At 72.2% G+C, this 16737-nt stretch carries 6 protein-coding genes; 3 read left to right on the top strand and 3 right to left on the bottom strand.

Annotated elements, in window-relative coordinates; all coding sequences use genetic code 11:
• Window positions 1-248 (bottom strand): MFS transporter (locus ACIO92_RS31810; RefSeq protein ID WP_402596817.1); only part of this gene is annotated, 248 nt, incomplete at its 3' end.
• A 1673-nt stretch (window positions 249-1921) separates the two neighbouring features.
• Between ACIO92_RS31810 and ACIO92_RS31815 the strand changes: the two genes are divergently transcribed.
• Entirely contained in the window at window positions 1922-8209 is a 6288-nt protein-coding gene (locus ACIO92_RS31815) for a DNRLRE domain-containing protein (RefSeq protein ID WP_402283901.1), read from the top strand.
• A gap of 291 nt (window positions 8210-8500) precedes the next feature.
• On the top strand, window positions 8501-8821 hold the full coding sequence (locus ACIO92_RS31820; RefSeq protein ID WP_366446162.1) for a hypothetical protein: 321 nt from the start codon (window positions 8501-8503) through the stop codon (window positions 8819-8821).
• 387 nt (window positions 8822-9208) lie between these two features.
• Here the strand turns inward: ACIO92_RS31820 and ACIO92_RS31825 are convergent, their stop codons facing one another.
• Together ACIO92_RS31825 and eccCa are read right to left on the bottom strand one after the other, a co-directional pair.
• Window positions 9209-11923 (bottom strand): hypothetical protein, encoded by a 2715-nt coding sequence (locus tag ACIO92_RS31825; RefSeq protein WP_402283899.1) that lies wholly within the window; start codon window positions 11921-11923, stop codon window positions 9209-9211.
• Complete coding sequence (eccCa, locus tag ACIO92_RS31830) at window positions 11920-15957, bottom strand: type VII secretion protein EccCa (RefSeq protein WP_366446174.1); 4038 nt, start codon at window positions 15955-15957, stop codon at window positions 11920-11922. The genes ACIO92_RS31825 and eccCa overlap by 4 nt, the downstream gene beginning before the upstream one ends.
• A gap of 348 nt (window positions 15958-16305) precedes the next feature.
• Between eccCa and ACIO92_RS31835 the strand changes: the two genes are divergently transcribed.
• The gene (locus ACIO92_RS31835; protein ID WP_366446164.1) at window positions 16306-16686 is read left to right on the top strand and encodes a hypothetical protein; all 381 of its coding nucleotides are present in this window, start codon (window positions 16306-16308) and stop codon (window positions 16684-16686) included.
• Window positions 16687-16737 lie beyond the last annotated feature (51 nt).

A 16737-nucleotide genomic window follows, 5' to 3' on the forward strand; every position in this document is an offset into this window, starting at 1 on the left:
AGGAACACGACGAGCCAGAACACAAACATCTGACGCCGCCCGAACAGATCCGCGGCACGACCACCGAGGAGCATGAAGCCGCCGTAACCCAGCACATAGGCACTCATCACCCACTGGAGCATACCGGTCGACATGTCCAGATCCTCACGGATCGAAGGCAGCGCCACATTCAACATGGCCACGTCGATGCCCTCGAGGAAGATCGCGCCACACAGCACGAACAGCACGCCCCACGCGCGCCCGCTCATGCGGTCCGTGCCGCTGCTCGAGGATTGCAGTGTGGACACAGAATTTCTCCTTGCACGCGAAGGAATAGCTACCGAAATAGCTACCAGGGAATCAAGCACATCATTACCGCAACCACTTGAAACTCCCTTGAAACCCACATGAAGACCACACCCACCCTGCGCCCCACACCCGGCACCCGGCACCCGGCACCCGGCATGGTCGCGAGCCATGCCCCGGAGCGTGGGCGACAGCGCGTTTCGCTGAACGGCGGCCCAGCCGGCTCGGCCCACACACGCAGGGCTCCGAGGGGCGCCGATACCCGCAGCCCGCTTCCCCGCCCCACCGGCCGCAGACACCGGACAGGACCAAGCGGCACAAGCCCGTCAGCCGCCCCGCCCACCATCATCTGACAGACAGTCAGGGCCGCCGAGGTCCGGGCCCTGTCAAGGAAGGCGCTCCGAGGTGCCGGTGACCTGCTCCAGTCACCCCGAAGGGACGAAGCCCCGGGACCGGCCGAGCAGGAAAGGGGATCCAGGCTCGCCGGGTGTCCAGCCCCGGGCACGAGCCGTACGGATCGTGAAGGCCACCTCTGCGGGCAACACGGGCCTGGCGGAGATCTCGAACCAGTTGCCCGGGTGCGGCCGGTCGGTGATGACCACCAGGATGCTGCCGGGTGCCTCAGCCTGCTCGACGGCGTGAGCCAGCGGACGCCGGACCAGGACCCGGTCGTAAATCGGGCGCCCCCGGACTCTCCATCGGCAGGTGACGCCGTCGACGACGACACGGCATGAGCCCTTCCCCGCCAGCGCCATGACCTCCCCGTCTCCGCCTGATGGACAATAACCGACGGCACCCGCCGCGCCACGGGCATTCCCGCCGGTGAAACCCGGTCCCACGCCTCCACCCGAGCCAACCGCAGGGTTGCGATCACGGCGGTCCGTGATGCGGGAACCCGCCTGCGAGCGCCAGAGCCTCACGTCACCGCACAGCGGTACGGCCGCACCCGCCTGGCCCCCGCCATGGATCCAGAGGATCACCACCCGTACGCGCCCGCCGGAGCAGCCGCCGGGGTCCGCACGTCGAGGTGAAGGCGCCCTCGCCAGACAACTGCGGCAGCTGGAACCGCGAGCCGCGCACCGGAGGCACGGCGGAAGGCCCGTTGCGGGTCGGCCCCGCGGGACGGCTTCCACTGCCGCCGGTGACGCGGCCCCGGCCACTGACCCACAATGCCCGGCACACACCCGCCCCCGCGCGGGAAGACACCCGCCGACCGTGCTGCGAGCCTGCCGCCCCCGAGCCCGCAGTGACACCCACCCTGCCGGCCAGGCCGCTTCCGAACGAACACGAGCACCGGAGCACCGGAGCACCGCCGCCCCGCGTACGGCAGTACGCCGCCGACGGCTACACGGCTACGACACCCGCACCACGCGGCACACGACCCTCCACCGGACCCGGCAGACCACCACCACCCTGCGCGACAACCCCCTGCCCAAGCAGCCGGATGAAGATCCAATAACAGAATGAGGCGCGCCGCGCCCTCGGTGGGCATTCACCCGAAATGTTCGGGGTCGGCAAGCCGTAGATTCTCTTTGATCACTTGTCATGTGCAAGCGGTCAAAGAGAAAACCACATACTCCTTGGGGGAACTTTGCCATCCCGTTCTTCGGGCAGGCCGTCTCGGCGTGCCCGCTCATTGGCCCGCGGCCCGGGTGGGCTGCGGGCCACCGCGACCGGCCTGGCCCTTCTCACGGCGGCGTCATCGCTGTACGGCGCGGAAGCGGCGACAGCCGTCCCGACCGCCTACCAGGCGTCCCCTGCACAGCCGGACCAGCAGCGCAAGGCCCCTGCCACGGCGGCCGACATCCCCTCCGCCCGGGTAGCGGCCCTGCTGTCGGGCACGCGCGTCGAGGCGCTGTCGGAGCGTACGGAGTCCTCCACGACCTGGGTCGGCAAGGACGGCTCGCTCACCTCCGAGCTCTCCGCAGGACCGATCCGCTTCCGCGACCCGGCCAGCGGTGAGTGGCGGAACGTGGACGTCGCGCTCACCGAGTCGGCGGACGGCTCCGTCACCTCGAAGGCGCACCCGCGCGGGCTCAGGCTCGCCGGGAAGGCGGGTCCGAAGGCGGCCTCGCTGAAGGCCGCCCAGGCCGCTCCGGCCACCGATCTGGTCACGCTCGGTGAGGGCGATCAGGCGATCACCCTCCAGTGGCGCGGCGGTCTGCCGAAGCCGGTGCTGGACGGCACCCGCGCCACCTACGAGAACGCCGTGCCGGGCGCGGACGTGGTCGTGGAGGCCACCCGTACCGGTTTCGAGCAGTTCGTCGAGGTGAAGGCGAGGCCCGCGGCCGGGTTCTCGTACACGCTGCCGCTGCGGACCAAGGGCCTGAAGGTCACGCAGCAGGCGGACGGCAGTGTCCTGTTCACGGACAGGAAGTCCCGGAAGACCGCCGTCATGCCCGCCCCCGTGATGTGGGACGCGGGCGTCGACGAGGTCTCCGGTGAGCACACCCGCCGGGCCAGGGTGGGCATGAAGGTCGTCAAGGTCAGGGGCGGTGTCAATCTCGTCATGACCCCGGACGCGGGCTTCCTCGCCGACCCGGCGACGAAGTACCCCGTGACCGTCGACCCGTCGACCTCCGCGCTGGGCAACCTGTTCGACACGTACGTGCAGCAGGGCGAGACGGTCGACTGGTCGAACGACACCGAGCTCGACTTCGGCAACCCGGGCACGAAGAACGCCGACGGCACCTGGCGTACCGCGCGGTCCTTCATCACGTGGAACACCGCCCCGGTCGCCGACGCGCTGATCTCCTCCGCGACCCTCTCCCTGTGGAACTTCCACTCGGGCAACACCGACTGCACCGCCCAGCCCTGGGAGCTGTGGACGGCGAACACCGCCTCCACCGCCTCCCGCTGGACGAACCAGCCGTCGATGGTCACGAAGACGGCCACGTCCACGGAGACCAAGGGCAACCCCGGCTGCGCCTCCCAGCCCGACGGCTGGGTCAACGCCGACGCCACGAGCCTGGTGCAGCACTGGGCCAACAACAAGTGGACGTCCTCGGGCATGGGCCTGCGGGCCACCGACGAGAACAACACCAAGCAGTGGAAGCGGGTCAACTCCGCCAACGCCGCCACCAACCCGCCCAAGCTGACGGTCACCTACAACTACCGTCCGCGCACCGGCACCAAGCAGGAGGCGGGCGCTCCGTTCTTCTCCTACAACGGCGCCTACACGGTCAACTCGACCACCCCCACCCTCCGTGACACCTTCGTCGACGCCAACGGCGACAAGGTCAACGGCACCTTCCAGATCTTCGACGCCGCCACCGACACCCAGGTCGGCAACGTCCTGGTCTCGCCGTACGTGCCCTCCGGTCAGGTCGCCTCCGTGACCGTCCCCGCAGGTGTCCTCACCAACGGCAGGACGTACAGGTTCCGCACGAATCCGTACGACGGCGCCCACTACAACCTGGGCTGGTCGGCCTGGAAGACCTTCACGGTCGACTCCACCGCCCCCTCCGCCCCGACGGCCGTCACCTCGACGGACTACCCGTCGAACGCGTGGGTCAAGGGCGCCGGCCAGGCGGGTGTCTTCCACGTGACCCCGCCCGCCGCCGACCACAACTGGATCGAGTGGTCGCTGGACGGCACCACCTGGACCAAGGTCGCCACCAACGGCGCCGCGGGCGCGAAGGCCCTCACGGTCACCCCGCCCCAGGACGGCACGCACACCCTCCAGGTGCGCACCGTGGACAAGGCGGACAACAAGTCCGAGCAGGTCGACTACGTCTTCCACGCGGGCCCCGGCGGTTTCGCGGCGCCCGCCGACGGCGAGCGCACCGCCCGCCGTCTGCCGCTCGTCGCCGAAGCCGAGTCCGGTAAGTACGACAAGGTGTCGTTCTTCTGGCGCCGCTCCGAGGCCGACGCCTGGACGCAGATACCCGCCGGGCACGTCACCTCCGCCGGCACCGCGCTGACCGCCTGGCCGGTCCCCCTCGTGGGCGGCAGGAACGCCCCGCTGGTCTGGAACGCCACCGACACCGTCGACCCCGACGGCAGCATCCAGATCAAGGCCTCCTTCACCGGCCCGAACAGTGCCGCGGGCGGTACCGACCCGCTGCCCGTCGTCGTCGACCGCGACGCGAGCGGTGCGGCCGAGGAGCAGATCGGGCCCGGCTCGGTGAACCTCCTCACCGGCGACTACGGTCTGTCCGCCACCGACACCTCGGTCTTCGACCTCACGGTCAAGCGCTCGGCCTCCTCCCGCCGCCCCGGACAGGGCGCCGAGCAGGAGGGCCAGGCAGCCATCTTCGGCAAGGAGTGGGCCGCCGGGGCCGTGGCCGAGACGGCCTCCGTCTACGCGTATCTCCGCAAGGCCTCCGACACGGCCGTCGCCGTCGTGAACAACGACGGCTCCGAGACCCACTTCACCGCGAACGCCGCGAAGACCGCCTGGGTCCCCGAGCCCGGCGCCGAGTCGCTGACGCTCACCGGCGCGGTCACGGGCTCCTTCACGCTCACCGAGACCGACGGCACGGTGACCACCTTCACCAAGCCCGACCCGGCCCTCACCACCTGGCAGGTCTCCACGACCCTCCAGGACGGCCTGGCGAACTCGACGAACACCGTGGTCACCGAGACCGTGACGGTGAACGGCAAGAAGCTGGTCCGCCCCGTGCGCGTCAACGGGGCCACCCCGGCCGCCAACGGCGCCACCTGCACGGCGACCCCCTCCACCAAGGGCTGCCGCAGCCTGGAGTACGTCTACGCCACCTCGACCACGGCCACGGCGCTCGCCTTCGGCGACTACACGGGCCAGGTCAAGGAGATCCGCGTCTGGGCCACCGAGCCCGGTGCCGCCACGGCCACGGCCAGGACGGTGCACACGTACGCGTACGACGCCGAAGGGCGGCTGCGTCAGGCCTGGAACCCGCTGATCGCGCCCGCGCTCAAGACGGAGTACGCGTACGACGCGGCGGGCCGGGTCACCACGCTCACCCCGCCCGGCGAGCTGCCGTGGAGCTTCACGTACGGCCGGGCCGGGAACGCCGCGACCGCCGGTGACGGCATGTTGCTGAAGGTGTCGCGCGCCGCACTGAAGCAGGGCACCGCCGACACGGTCGAAGGGACCGCGGCCATCGGCGTCGTCTACGACGTCCCGGTGACCGGCGCCAAGGCCCCGTACCAGATGGGCGCCGCGCAGACGCGCACCTGGGGCCAGGCGCAGGCACCCACCGACGCCGCGGCCGTCTTCCCCGCCGACGCGGTACCGGCCAGCCACGACGGATCGGCCCTCACGGCCGGGTCCTACGGCCGCGCCGACATCCGCTACCTGGGTGTGTCCGGGCAGGAGAGCAACGCCGCCGCTCCCGGCGGTCACCTCACCACGACCGAGTACGACCGGGTCGGCAACATCGTCCGTGAACTCTCGGCCGCCAACCGTGCCGTGGCCCTCGGTCTGACGGCCGCCGACCGCGCCGTCCAGGCCGACCTCGGCATCGGCGCACTCGACTCCGCCGAGCGCGCCGAGCTGCTGTCCAGCAGCACGCTGTACAGCGAGAACGGCGTCCGCGAGCTGGAGACCCTCGGCCCGATCCACCGGATCGACCTCACCCAGGACCTCAAGCAGGGCGCCACCACCCTGGTCGCCGCCGGCACCTCCGTACCGGCGCGGGACTGGGTCGTGAAGGAGTACGACGAGGGTCGGCCCACCGACGGCAGCGCCTCCATCCGGGACCGGGTCACCGTGGAGGTCCGCGGCGCCCAGGTCCGCGACCACTACTCCGTCATGGGCGACAAGCGCGTCAAGGAATCCCAGTACGACTGGGTGAAGGGCCAGCCGACCCTGTCCATCAAGGACTCCGGCGGCCTCAACCTCACCAGCAGCTGGGGCTACGACGCCCAGGGCCGTGTCGTCTCCTCGGTGCTGCCCGGCGGCACCGGCGACGACGCCGCGAGCAAGGTCACCGCGTACTGGACCGCGGACGGCACCGGCTGGTGCAAGGGCCGCCCTGAATGGGCCGGTCTGGTCTGCTGGAGCGGCCCCGCGGGCGCCGTCACCGGCGGCGGCTCCCAGCCCGCCGACCTGATCGACACCAGCTCCGAGTACGACTGGTGGGGCAACCCGGCCAAGGCCGTCGAGACGGCCAACGGCACCGCCCGTACGACGACCGTCACCTACGACGGCGCCGGACGCCGCATCAAGGACACCGTCACCGGCGGCCTCGGCCAGGCGGTCCCCGACTCGATCACCGAGTACGACCCCGCCACCGGCAAGGTGGCCCGGACCACCTCCGCCACCGCGGGCACCGTCGCCCGGTCCTACGACCGCCTCGGCCGTCTCATCTCCTACACCGACGCCGACGCGGGCACCACCACCACGCAGTACGACCTGCTGGGACGGCCCGTCAGGGTCTCCGACTCGGCTCCCTCGACCGTCACGTACGCCTATGACCCCGCGGTCGAACCGCGCGGCATGGCCACCTCCATGACGGACTCGGTCGCGGGCACCTTCGGCGCGACCTACGGCGTGGACGGCTCCGTCACCGCCGAGAAGCTGCCCGGCGGCTACACCATGCGGCAGACCATGGACACCGCCGGAAACGTCACCGGCCGTTCGTACACCCGCGACAGCGACGGTGCGGCGGTCTACACCGACGCGGTCGGCAAGTCCGTCCACGGCCAGACCACCACGCACTCGGGCTGGTCCGACCAGGCCTACCGCTACGACGCGGCGGGCCGCCTCACCTCGGTCGAGGACACCTCCGAAACCGTCTGCACCGCACGCGCCTACACCTTCGACAAGCGCAGCAACCGCACCTCCCTGACCACCGCGGCGGGCACCCCCGGCGCGGCCTGCCCGACCACCGGAGGCACCACCACCACCCACACCTACGACAGCGGGGACCGCCTCGTCGACGCGGGCTACGCCTACGACGCCCTCGGACGCACCACGTCCGTCCCGGGCGGCGGGACCTTCGGCTACTACGCCAACGACCTGGTCCACCAGCAGACCGTGGGCGGCCAGCGGCAGACCTTCAAGCTCGACGCCTCCCGGCGGCTGCGGTCCTGGACCGTGGAGAAGGACAACGCCGGCACCTGGTCCACCACCCAGTCCAAGGTGAACCACTACGGCGCCGACGGCGACAGCCCGCGCTGGATCACCGAGGACACCGCGAGCGGCAAGCTGACGCGCAACGTCGGCTCCGCGTCCGCCGGGCTCGCCGCCACCACCTCCGCCACGGGCGAGGTCGTGCTGCAGCTGTCCAACATCCACGGCGATGTCGCCCTGCGGCTTCCCCTGGACAGCGCCGTCGCCCCGCTCGCGGTCGACGCCGACGAGTACGGCAACGCGCGCCCCGGCAGCTCCACGGGCCGCTACAACTGGCTGGGCGCGAGCCTGCGGTCCGCCGAGACCCTCACCGGCATCACCCTCATGGGCGTACGCCTGTACGACCCGCGGATCGGGCGCTTCCTGTCGGTCGACCCGATGAACGGCGGCAGCTGCAACGCTTACGACTACGCCTGCGCCGACCCGCAGAACAAGTACGACACCGACGGCACCTACCTGCGCGAGCGGGTCCAGTCGAACTGCCGCCAGGACGTGTGCGTCCGCATCCGCCGGATCTGCGAGAGCAACACCGGCCGCTGTTCGCTGAACTGGGACTTCCACTTCCGCAAGTCCTGGGCGAACTCCTGGATCAACGCGGGCTTCAAGTGGTACATCCACGTCAGCAACACGTACGTGAAGTCCGGTACCTACAGCCACGGAGAGTTCGGCAGCTACAACTTCCACGGAGGCTGGTACTCGAACAACAACAGCAAGGGCCGCGGCTGGTTCAAGTGCGGCTGGTGGCAGTGCCGCCTCGACGCGGGCGACACCGTGATGTTCTCCGCCTACGGCACGGCCTGGCGCTACGGACGGGGCTACGCCTGGAGCGTCGGCCAGAGCTTCGGCGGCGGCGGCCGCTACTCCTGACCCCCCGGGCGTCGGGCACCTGCCCGACGCCCGGAACGGGACCGACAGCGGACCTCCACCGACCGACACCCAAGGCCCCCCGGCCGGCGACCTCGCCGACCGGGGGGCCTTCCCCGTCCGGCCCACGTCTCCTCCGGACCTCGGCGGCCCCCACGAACGGCGGCTCGTCCGGAACGGGAGGAGGATGCGGAGCCAGGGGCTCCGCCCCGGGCCCCCGCTTCCGTGACCCTCCTCGGTACCCTTGGCACCCGGCCCTCCGGCCGAAGGGCCATGGATCACAGGGGAGAGCACATGACGAAGAAGGACCAGGGGACGGACCGGGTGCGGGAACAGGACACCGAAAGGTGGATGGCTCGTTTCCAGGTGCGGCTGGCCATGCAGCCGGGCGTGGACAGAGCGGTCGTGCTCCAGGCGGTCAAGGAGACGACGGGGCACCGCGCGACGACGGGAGAGGACCCCCGGACCGCTTTCGGCGACCCGGACACCTACGCCGTGGAGGTCGCGGCCCGCCTGGTACCAGCGGACCGGGCCGCGCGCGAGAGGCGGCACAACGCCCTGGTGGACACACTCTCCTCGGCACTGAAGAAGACCAGGGAAGCCACGGGTCTGTGACCGGTGGCGGAGCCGTCCTGGCCTCCGCCACGGGAAAGAAGCACGGAGACCGTCGAACCGGTCGTTCCCGCCCGCTTCACAGCCGACCGGGAGCGACCGCGCACGGCCGGGCGCTCACCCTTCGCGTCACAGCGGCCGGTGTCGGCCCTGAGCCCGTGGACACCCCCGCAGAGCCGCGCCGGTGCTCCCGTCCCCTCCCCGGCCGTCCACGAGCGGGGGCGGGCGTCTCGGATCACCGCGCTCACCCTCGGTCACCGACCGCATCGACCGCATCGACCGCATCGTTCAACGGCCGGTACGGGCTGGACGGGTTCACGGTCCGCCGGGTGCGTCCGGAACGCGGCCACGGCCACGCCCGGCGGTCCCCGCAAGGGTGGAAGCGGGTGTTCAGCGCAGGGCCGCCCCCGGGGCCACGTGGAAACGGGCCGCGTCCGCGAGGGGGCGGCGGTCGTGGGACTCCAGCATGTCCCTGCGCTCGAACCATTCGGTCAGGCGGGTGCGCGCCTGCTCGTCGCGTCTGCGCACCCGGCCGTCCGCACCGTCGCTCTCCACCACGGAGATCTCACGGAGCAGGACGCGGACCGGCGCCGTGTCGTCCTCCGGCAGGTCGAGGGCCAGGACGGAGAAGGACGTGCCCGGCGGGAACACCACCTCCGGTTCGTCGTCCGTCCCCAGGAAGACCGACGTACGACGGCCGGTGGACGACCAGATCCCGAACTCCACCGCGCCCTCCAGCTCCGCGTCACACGCCGGGACGCTCGCCACCGCCGCGGGCTCCACCAGGACCGTGCCCGGCACGTACCGGTCCAGCGGCACCCGCTCCAGCGGCGCCGCCAGCATCACCGCCCCGTAGTGCCCCGGCAGTCGCCGCAGACCCGACTCCAGACAACGCAGCAGCGGAGTGAACGGACCGGGAGCGACCGCCCTCGCCGCCTCGGCCAGCCCCGCACGGGACCCCGGACCGGGAGCGTCGGCCTGATACAGCGCGATCGCGACCATGTCCGCCTTCAGACCCTCCTGCGCCAGAGAACGCAACGACGGCAGCCGGGAGGCCAGCAACTCCGCCTTGCTCGCCAGAATGTGGTACTTCTCCCCCAGCAGCTCCCGCAGAGCCGCCCGGTCGTCCGGACCACTACGGCCACCCGCCACCGGCGGGGACACGGACACCGGAGGAGCGGCGGCCACCGGAGGAACGACCGCAGTCGGCGGGGGGCCTGACGCCTCCCCCACGGGCCTCCCCGGCTCCGGAGCAGCCGGGGACGACACCGGAGGCACGGCCGGGGCCTGGACCGGTCCGGTCGGCGCGCTCCCGGTCGTGGGCCGAGCCGGTTCCGGGGTCGGGGCGGCCTCGGGCGGCCCGGCCCCGGGCAGGGGCGGTTCCGGCGCCGGAGCGTCCCCGCTCCGCTCGTACCCGGCCGGAGGCGGAACCGGCGCCGGAGCCGGAGCAGCCTCGGACAGTCCGTTCCCGGGCGGGGACGGGACCGGTTCGCCACGGGGTCCGGGCGCGGGTTCCGTCCGTGCCGGGCGGGAGCCCGTGGAGCCCAGCCAGCGCAGGCCCAGCTCCTCCGCCCACGAGCGAGGCCCCTCCTCACCGGACGCGTCACCGTGGAGCAGCAGCCCGTACGGCTGCCTCGCGCCCACGTCCGGCAGCCCCGCCAGCACCCCGGGCAACGCCCGCCGGACCTCCGCGCCGACAGGCCGTTCCCCGTCGCCCACCATCAGAACCGGACCGGACAGGTCGGGACACACCGTGCGGGGGCGGAAGTCCGCCGCCCGGTCCGCCGGACGCAACCACACCCCCGCCGGGACCAGTTCGACGACCCAGCCCTCCGCGTCAGCACACCCGTACAGCGCCGGAGCCACCGCCTCCGGTCCGGACAGCTCCAGCCACGCCGACGGCACCACCCGGCGGTGCGCGGGCGAGGCGGCGAGTTCGAGCAGGAGGGGCTGCCAGGTGGGCGCGCCCCGCCCGTCCAGGAACGTGGTCGCGTGGTCGTCGGCCGTGCGTACGGGGAGACCGACCGCCGCCCGTACCGTACGGCCGGAACGGTCCGCGAGGGCCACCGCCATCACGACCAGGTCCGCCGGATCGGCCCATGGCGCGGACAGCAGGAGGTGCCGTGCGTCCGCCGCGTCCCGCGGCACCCGGGCCAGGAGTTCAGCAGCGGGCAGTGCGGGGCGGGCCGGTGACCCCACGCCCAGGAGGAAGGTGTCCGGGGCCACCCCGATCAGCGGTTCGACCGCTTCGGGCAGCGCTCCCAGCCACACGCCTCCCGGAACGGTACGGCTGTCCGCCATCGGCGACTCCCCGGGGCCCTCCCCCGGCATCCGCGCCGGAGCCGCTCCGGACTTCGTCTCGGGCTTCCCCTCCTGCTGCTCAGGCGCCTCCGTCGGCTCCTCCCCCGGCGACACCCTCGGGGCCGCCCCGAATCCGTGCGCACCTCCCTGGGACTCCGCCACGACGGGAACCGGTGGCGCGGGAGGCGGGAGCGGCTCGGATTCCTCCGTCTCCGGTTCCGCCGCCGATTCCCCCTCTTCCTCCGGTCCCTCTTCCTCCGGTCCCGGCCCTTGCGGTCCCGGCCCTTCCGGTTCCGCCTCCTCCGGTTCCTCCGTCGCTCGCGGATTCTCCGGGGGCCACCCCGGGCCCAGCTCGTACGGTTCCTCCCCCGGTACCGCCAGCCACCAGCTGCCCGGATCCGCGAGCCGTAGCGTGCCGTCAGGCTCCACGCTCACCACGCCGTCCGGAGCGACCACCGTGAACCCCGCCGCCGTGGCGACCGCCGCCACCGGGCGGCCCCCGCCCGGCCCCCGTGCGGCGAGACCCGACGCGGCCAGGACCAGACGGGTCGCACCGCGCTCCCCCGCCAGGGCCACCAGCTCCGGCAGGGCGCGGCGGAGCACCAGTGCCGCGTCCGGAGCCGCCGCCAGGACCAGCAGCGCCCCGGGCAGCGCGGGCAGCCCGGTCAGGACCGGTGTCAGAGCGGCGGCCGTCTCCTCGGAGGCGATCACCAGATGCGGGCCGACGGGGTGCGTGCCCGACCCGGGAGCGGGGGCAGGGGCGGGAGCAGAAGCGGAGACGGGGTCGGGAGCGGGGGCGGTCATCCGGAGTGTCCGTTCTGCGGGGTCCCGCCGTCGGGGTCGAGCAGCGGGGTCTGGAGCTGGACCGTGCGGCGGCGGGTGATGTGCAGCGCGCGGCCGGTGGGCAGCACCTTCGGCTTGGTACCGCCGAAGAGATAGCCCTCCGTCGGCGGGCACGACAGCAGGACGGCCGGAGTGTTGACGTCCTGGAGCTTGCGCAGCAGCGGGTCGGACAGGCCGCGGCCGGCGCCGTTGGCGGAGCGGGCGACGATGATGTGCAGGCCGATCTCCGCGCCCTGGGCGAGGTTGTCGAGGACGGCCGCGAAGGGGTGGGCCGCCATCGATCCGTTGACCAGGTCGTAGTCGTCGACGAGCACGAAGAGTTCCGGTCCGCTCCACCAGTCGCGGCGCCGCAGCCGGTCCGGGGTGATGTCCGCGGCCGGAATCCGGTTGGCGATCGCCTTGCCCGCCCCGGTGATCATCTGACGGAGCGGGTCCGCGGACACCGCGTAGCCGAGGCGGTACTCCTCCGGCACGGTCTCGTACATCTCGCGCCGGAAGTCGACCAGCATCAACCGGCCCTGGTCGGGGGTGTAGGCCCGCATGATCTGGGTGGCGATGTGCTTGAGCAGGTTGGTCTTGCCGGTCTCGCTGTCACCGACCACGATCAGGTGCGGGTCCTGGGAGAAGTCGTGCCACAGCGGCTGGACGTCGTTCTCCTCCAGGCCGAGCGGGATCCGCAGGGAGCCGTGCGGCTCGGGCAGGTCGGCGGCGGCCAGCACCAGGGGGAGCATCCGCACTTCGGGGGCGCGCGGCCCGGTCCAGTGGTCGGCGACGACGTCGACCAGGTCGGCGACGCCCTCGGAGAGGTCGTGGGCCGTACCGATGCCGTCCATCCGGGGCAACGCGCACAGGAAGTGCATCTGGTCGGCGGTGAGTCCACGGCCGGGGATCTTGGGGACCTTCGCCGCCGCCCGCATGTTGATGACCGAGTCCACCGTGTCGCCCAGACGCAGCTCGAAGCGGGTCTGGAGCTGGTCGCGCAGGGCCCCGGTGATCTCACCCCAGCGAGTGGTGCCGACCACGAGGTGGACACCGTAGTTCAGGCCGCGCTGGGAGATGAGCGTGAGGGGCTGGACGAGGTCCATGAACTCCTGGCGCAGGGTGTTCCAGCCGTCGACGACCAGGAACACGTCTCCGTGCGGGTCGTCGGGAAGCTCACCGGCCGCCTTCTTGCGGCGGAAGGCGGCGACGGAGTCGACGCCCAGCTCGGCGAAGTACTTCTCGCGGCGGGTGATGACCGCGTTGACCTCGGCGATGGTCCGCACGACCCGGTCGGGGTCGTGACGGCCGGTGACCCCGCCGACGTGCGGCAGACCACGCAGGCTCGACAGGGCGCCGCCGCCGAAGTCCAGGCAGTAGAACTGCACTTCGGCCGGACTGTGGGTGAGGGCCAGCGCCGTCATCAGCGTGCGGATGAGGGTGGACTTCCCGGACTGCGGGGCACCGGCGATGCCGATGTGGCCGTCGGCGCCGCCCAGATCGGCCATCAGCAGGTCCCTCACCTGCTGGAAGGGCCTGTCTACGACGCCGACGGGGACCTTCAGCGTGCCGCGCGCCGCGCCCTCGGCGGTGAACCCGTGCTCGGGGTCGGGCCCGATCGGGGGCAGCAGCTCGTCCAGGGTCGGCGGCACGTCGAGGGGCGGCAGCCACACCTGGTACGCGGGGGGACCCGCGTCGACCAGCCGTTCGGCGGCGATGTCCAGGAGCGTCCCGGTCTCCTCGACGGCCGTCTCCTCCTCCGGGTCGGGGGTGGAGGGCAGTACGCGGGGGGCCACGTACTCGGTGCCCAGAGCGACGACCTGGCCCTCGATGACCGAACGGCGGCCCGCCGGGCGCCGCTTGGGCCGGTAGGTACCGGAGACGTAGGCGGCCTTGAAACGCGTCAGGGTGGAGATGTCGCTGCGCAGATAGCCGTTGCCCGGCTGCGAGGGGAGCTGGTAGGCGTCGGGGACGCCCAGAACGCCCCGGGACTCCATCGCGGAGAACGTCCGCAGACCGATGCGGTACGACAGATGGGACTCCAGCTGGTGCACGCGCCCCTCGTCCAGGCGCTGGGAGGCGAGCAGCAGATGCACGCCCAGGGAACGGCCGAGGCGGCCGATCATGACGAAGAGATCCATGAAGTCGCGGTGGGCGGCGAGCAGTTCGGAGAACTCGTCGACGACGACGAAGAGGGTGGGCAGCGGGTCCAGCGGGGTGCCGGCCGCGCGGGCGGTCTCGTACTCCAGCAGGGAGGCGTAGTTCCCGGCGGCGCGCAGGAGTTCCTGGCGGCGGATCATCTCGCCGTGCAGCGCGTCCCGCATCCGGTCCACCAGATCGGCCTCGTCGGCGAGGTTGGTGATGACGGCGGAGGTGTGGGGCAGACCGTCCAGACCGAGGAAGGTGGCACCGCCCTTGAAGTCGACGAGGACGAAGTTGAGGATCTCCGAGGAGTGGGTCAGGGCCAGGGCGAGCACGAGGGTGCGCAGCAGTTCGGACTTGCCGGAGCCGGTGGCGCCGATCAACATGCCGTGCGGGCCCATGCCGCCCTGGGCGGATTCCTTGATGTCGAGGTCGATGGGGGTGCCGTCGGGGCCGAGGCCGAGGGGGACCCGGAGCTTGTTGGACTGGTTGCGGCGCGCCCACTGCTCCTTGACGTCGAAGCGGTGCAGGTCGGGGATGCCGAGCAGACCGGCCAGATCGAAGTCGGTCTCCAGGGGTTCGCCCGCGTCGAAGCTGTCGCCGAGGCGGTACGGGGCCATGGCGGCGGCCAGCCGGACGGCGGCGACGGGAGTCAGGGCGTCGGGGACGCCGAGCGGGGTGCTCTGGTCCTTGCGGTTGCGGTCGGCACCGACCATCTCCAGGGAGTCGGGGCCTTCGGGGGTCCCGGTGATCCGCAGTCGCAGGGTGAGACGGCCGTGCTTCCACTCCAGGGTGGAGCCGACGTCGACGACGACGGCGTTGCGGTAGCCGCCGAGCGCCGCCCGGTGGGGGGATCCGAAGACGGCCCCGTCGAGCACGACGACGGTGTACGGCTCGTCACGGCTGGGAGAGGCGTCGGGCTCGTAGGGCGGCCGGGCACCGAACTCCTCGCCGAGCAGCTGCTCCAGTTCACCGATGGTTCCGGCGACGAGCCTCAGCGGCCCGGCCCCGTCGGTCTCGTGGGGGTGCAGGGCGTGCGGCAGCCACTTGGTCCACTCCCAGTGGGCCCGCCGGTCCGGCGCGGCGACCACCGCGATCCGCAGTTCGTCGGGGGCGTGGAAAGTGGCCATCTGCGCGAGGACCGCGCGGACCAGGGCGCGGGCCCGGTCGTCGTCGGGGCCCGTCCCCTCGGCACCCGCCCCGGCCCCGCCCGGGGAACCGGTGACGCCCGCGGAGGAGGAACCGGCGTCCGCTCCGGCGTCGGCCCCCGTACGGATCAGGACGTGTGCGAATCCGCGCAGGTGGATGGCGACGGGCTGGTCGGCGACGGAACCGTACGCGTGGATGAAGCGGCGCAGCGCGTGGGCGCTGAGCGGTTCGAGGTCCTCGACCGGTTTGGTCGCGAGCGGGGCCAGGCGTACGGCGAGGCGCTGGGAGCCCAGCGCGATCCGCACGTCGCTGAAGTCGGGGTGGGAGGAGCGCCGTTCCCACAGGCGCGAGGTCCGCACCAGGAAGGGCAGTTCGGCCGGGTCGGGGTGGCGCCAGGCCAGGGCCTCCTGCTGACGGAGGACCTCCTTGCGCACCTGCCGTCGCATCTGTGTCAGATAGCGCAGGTAGTCACGGCGCTCGTCGGTCAGCTCCTGCTTGCGGTCGGCGTTGCCCCGCATGATCTGGGTGACGATCATGCCGATCGCGGACACGGCCATGGTGCCCATCGCGATGTAGGTCATCATGCCGCCGTTGGGGCGCAGGAAGATGAAGACCATGGAGAGCGAGGACAGCGCCATCGGCACCATCGTGATGATGCTGCCGATGCCGTTCTGCTTCTCGGGCAGACCAGGGGGCTCCTGGAGCTGGATCTCGCCGTCCGGCATCTCGGGACCCGGCCGCCGCGGCGGGCGGTTGACTTGCACCACGCTCAACGAACAACGCTCCTCACGCCATGACTCACGCCTGGCGGCCGATTCCGTGCGGTTTCCTCGTCAGTCGGGAACGGACGGACGGTGCGGGACGGTTCAACCCGTGAGCGGGACGGCTTCGGATGAACCCCGACGGCGGGGAGGCGCGTTGACCACTGCGGCAAGGAGGGAGCGCGGGAACGGGGGAGAGGTGTGCGCGCGTACGGATGTCCGCAGGGTCGCCGGTCCGGCCGGTCGGGCCCGTCGCCGGGGTGGGCGAGGCGGTGTGTCCATGCCCGTCGGGGCGGTGCCGGGAGGAGAGCGGTGTACGAGGACGAGGACGGCCGGGCGCCCGGGGGGTGGGCGCTGCCGCACGCATGGCTGCCGGGTGTCCGCCCGGAGGACGGGGATCCGCTCGGTGGGGCCGTGACCGGCCTCGACGTGCCGGAGGCCGCCGCGTCCGAGGTGGTGGACGCGCTCGCCCGGCTGCTGGGGTCCGCTCCCCCGGACGGCCCGCCGGAGCCGGAGGCGCGGTTGATCGCGCGGGTGTTCGTGGTCGACGAGCATCCGTCGGCGGGGGGCTGGAGCGAGGCCGAGCGGCGGTCGGTGGCCGAGCTGGCCGCCGTGCTCGTGGCACGGTACGGCGAGGAGGGCGTCGAGGCGCTCGTGCGGGAGCTGCGGGGCGAGCCGCGCGGGGGCGAATGAACCCTCTGCGGGGGCGCTTGCGTTCCCCTGTCCGCCGAGGGCGTTCCGGCC

The sequence above is a fragment of the Streptomyces sp. NPDC087215 genome (assembly GCF_044744885.1).
In the GTDB taxonomy this organism is placed as follows: domain Bacteria; phylum Actinomycetota; class Actinomycetes; order Streptomycetales; family Streptomycetaceae; genus Streptomyces.

Bases quoted from the DNA above. Each gene is read 5' to 3' on its own strand.
- ACIO92_RS31825 (WP_402283899.1), bottom strand. From the start codon at position 11,923: ATGACCGCCCCCGCTCCCGACCCCGTCTCCGCTTCTGCTCCCGCCCCT.
- eccCa (WP_366446174.1), bottom strand. From the start codon at position 15,957: ATGCCGGACGGCGAGATCCAGCTCCAGGAGCCCCCTGGTCTGCCCGAG.
- ACIO92_RS31820 (WP_366446162.1), top strand. From the start codon at position 8,501: ATGACGAAGAAGGACCAGGGGACGGACCGGGTGCGGGAACAGGACACC.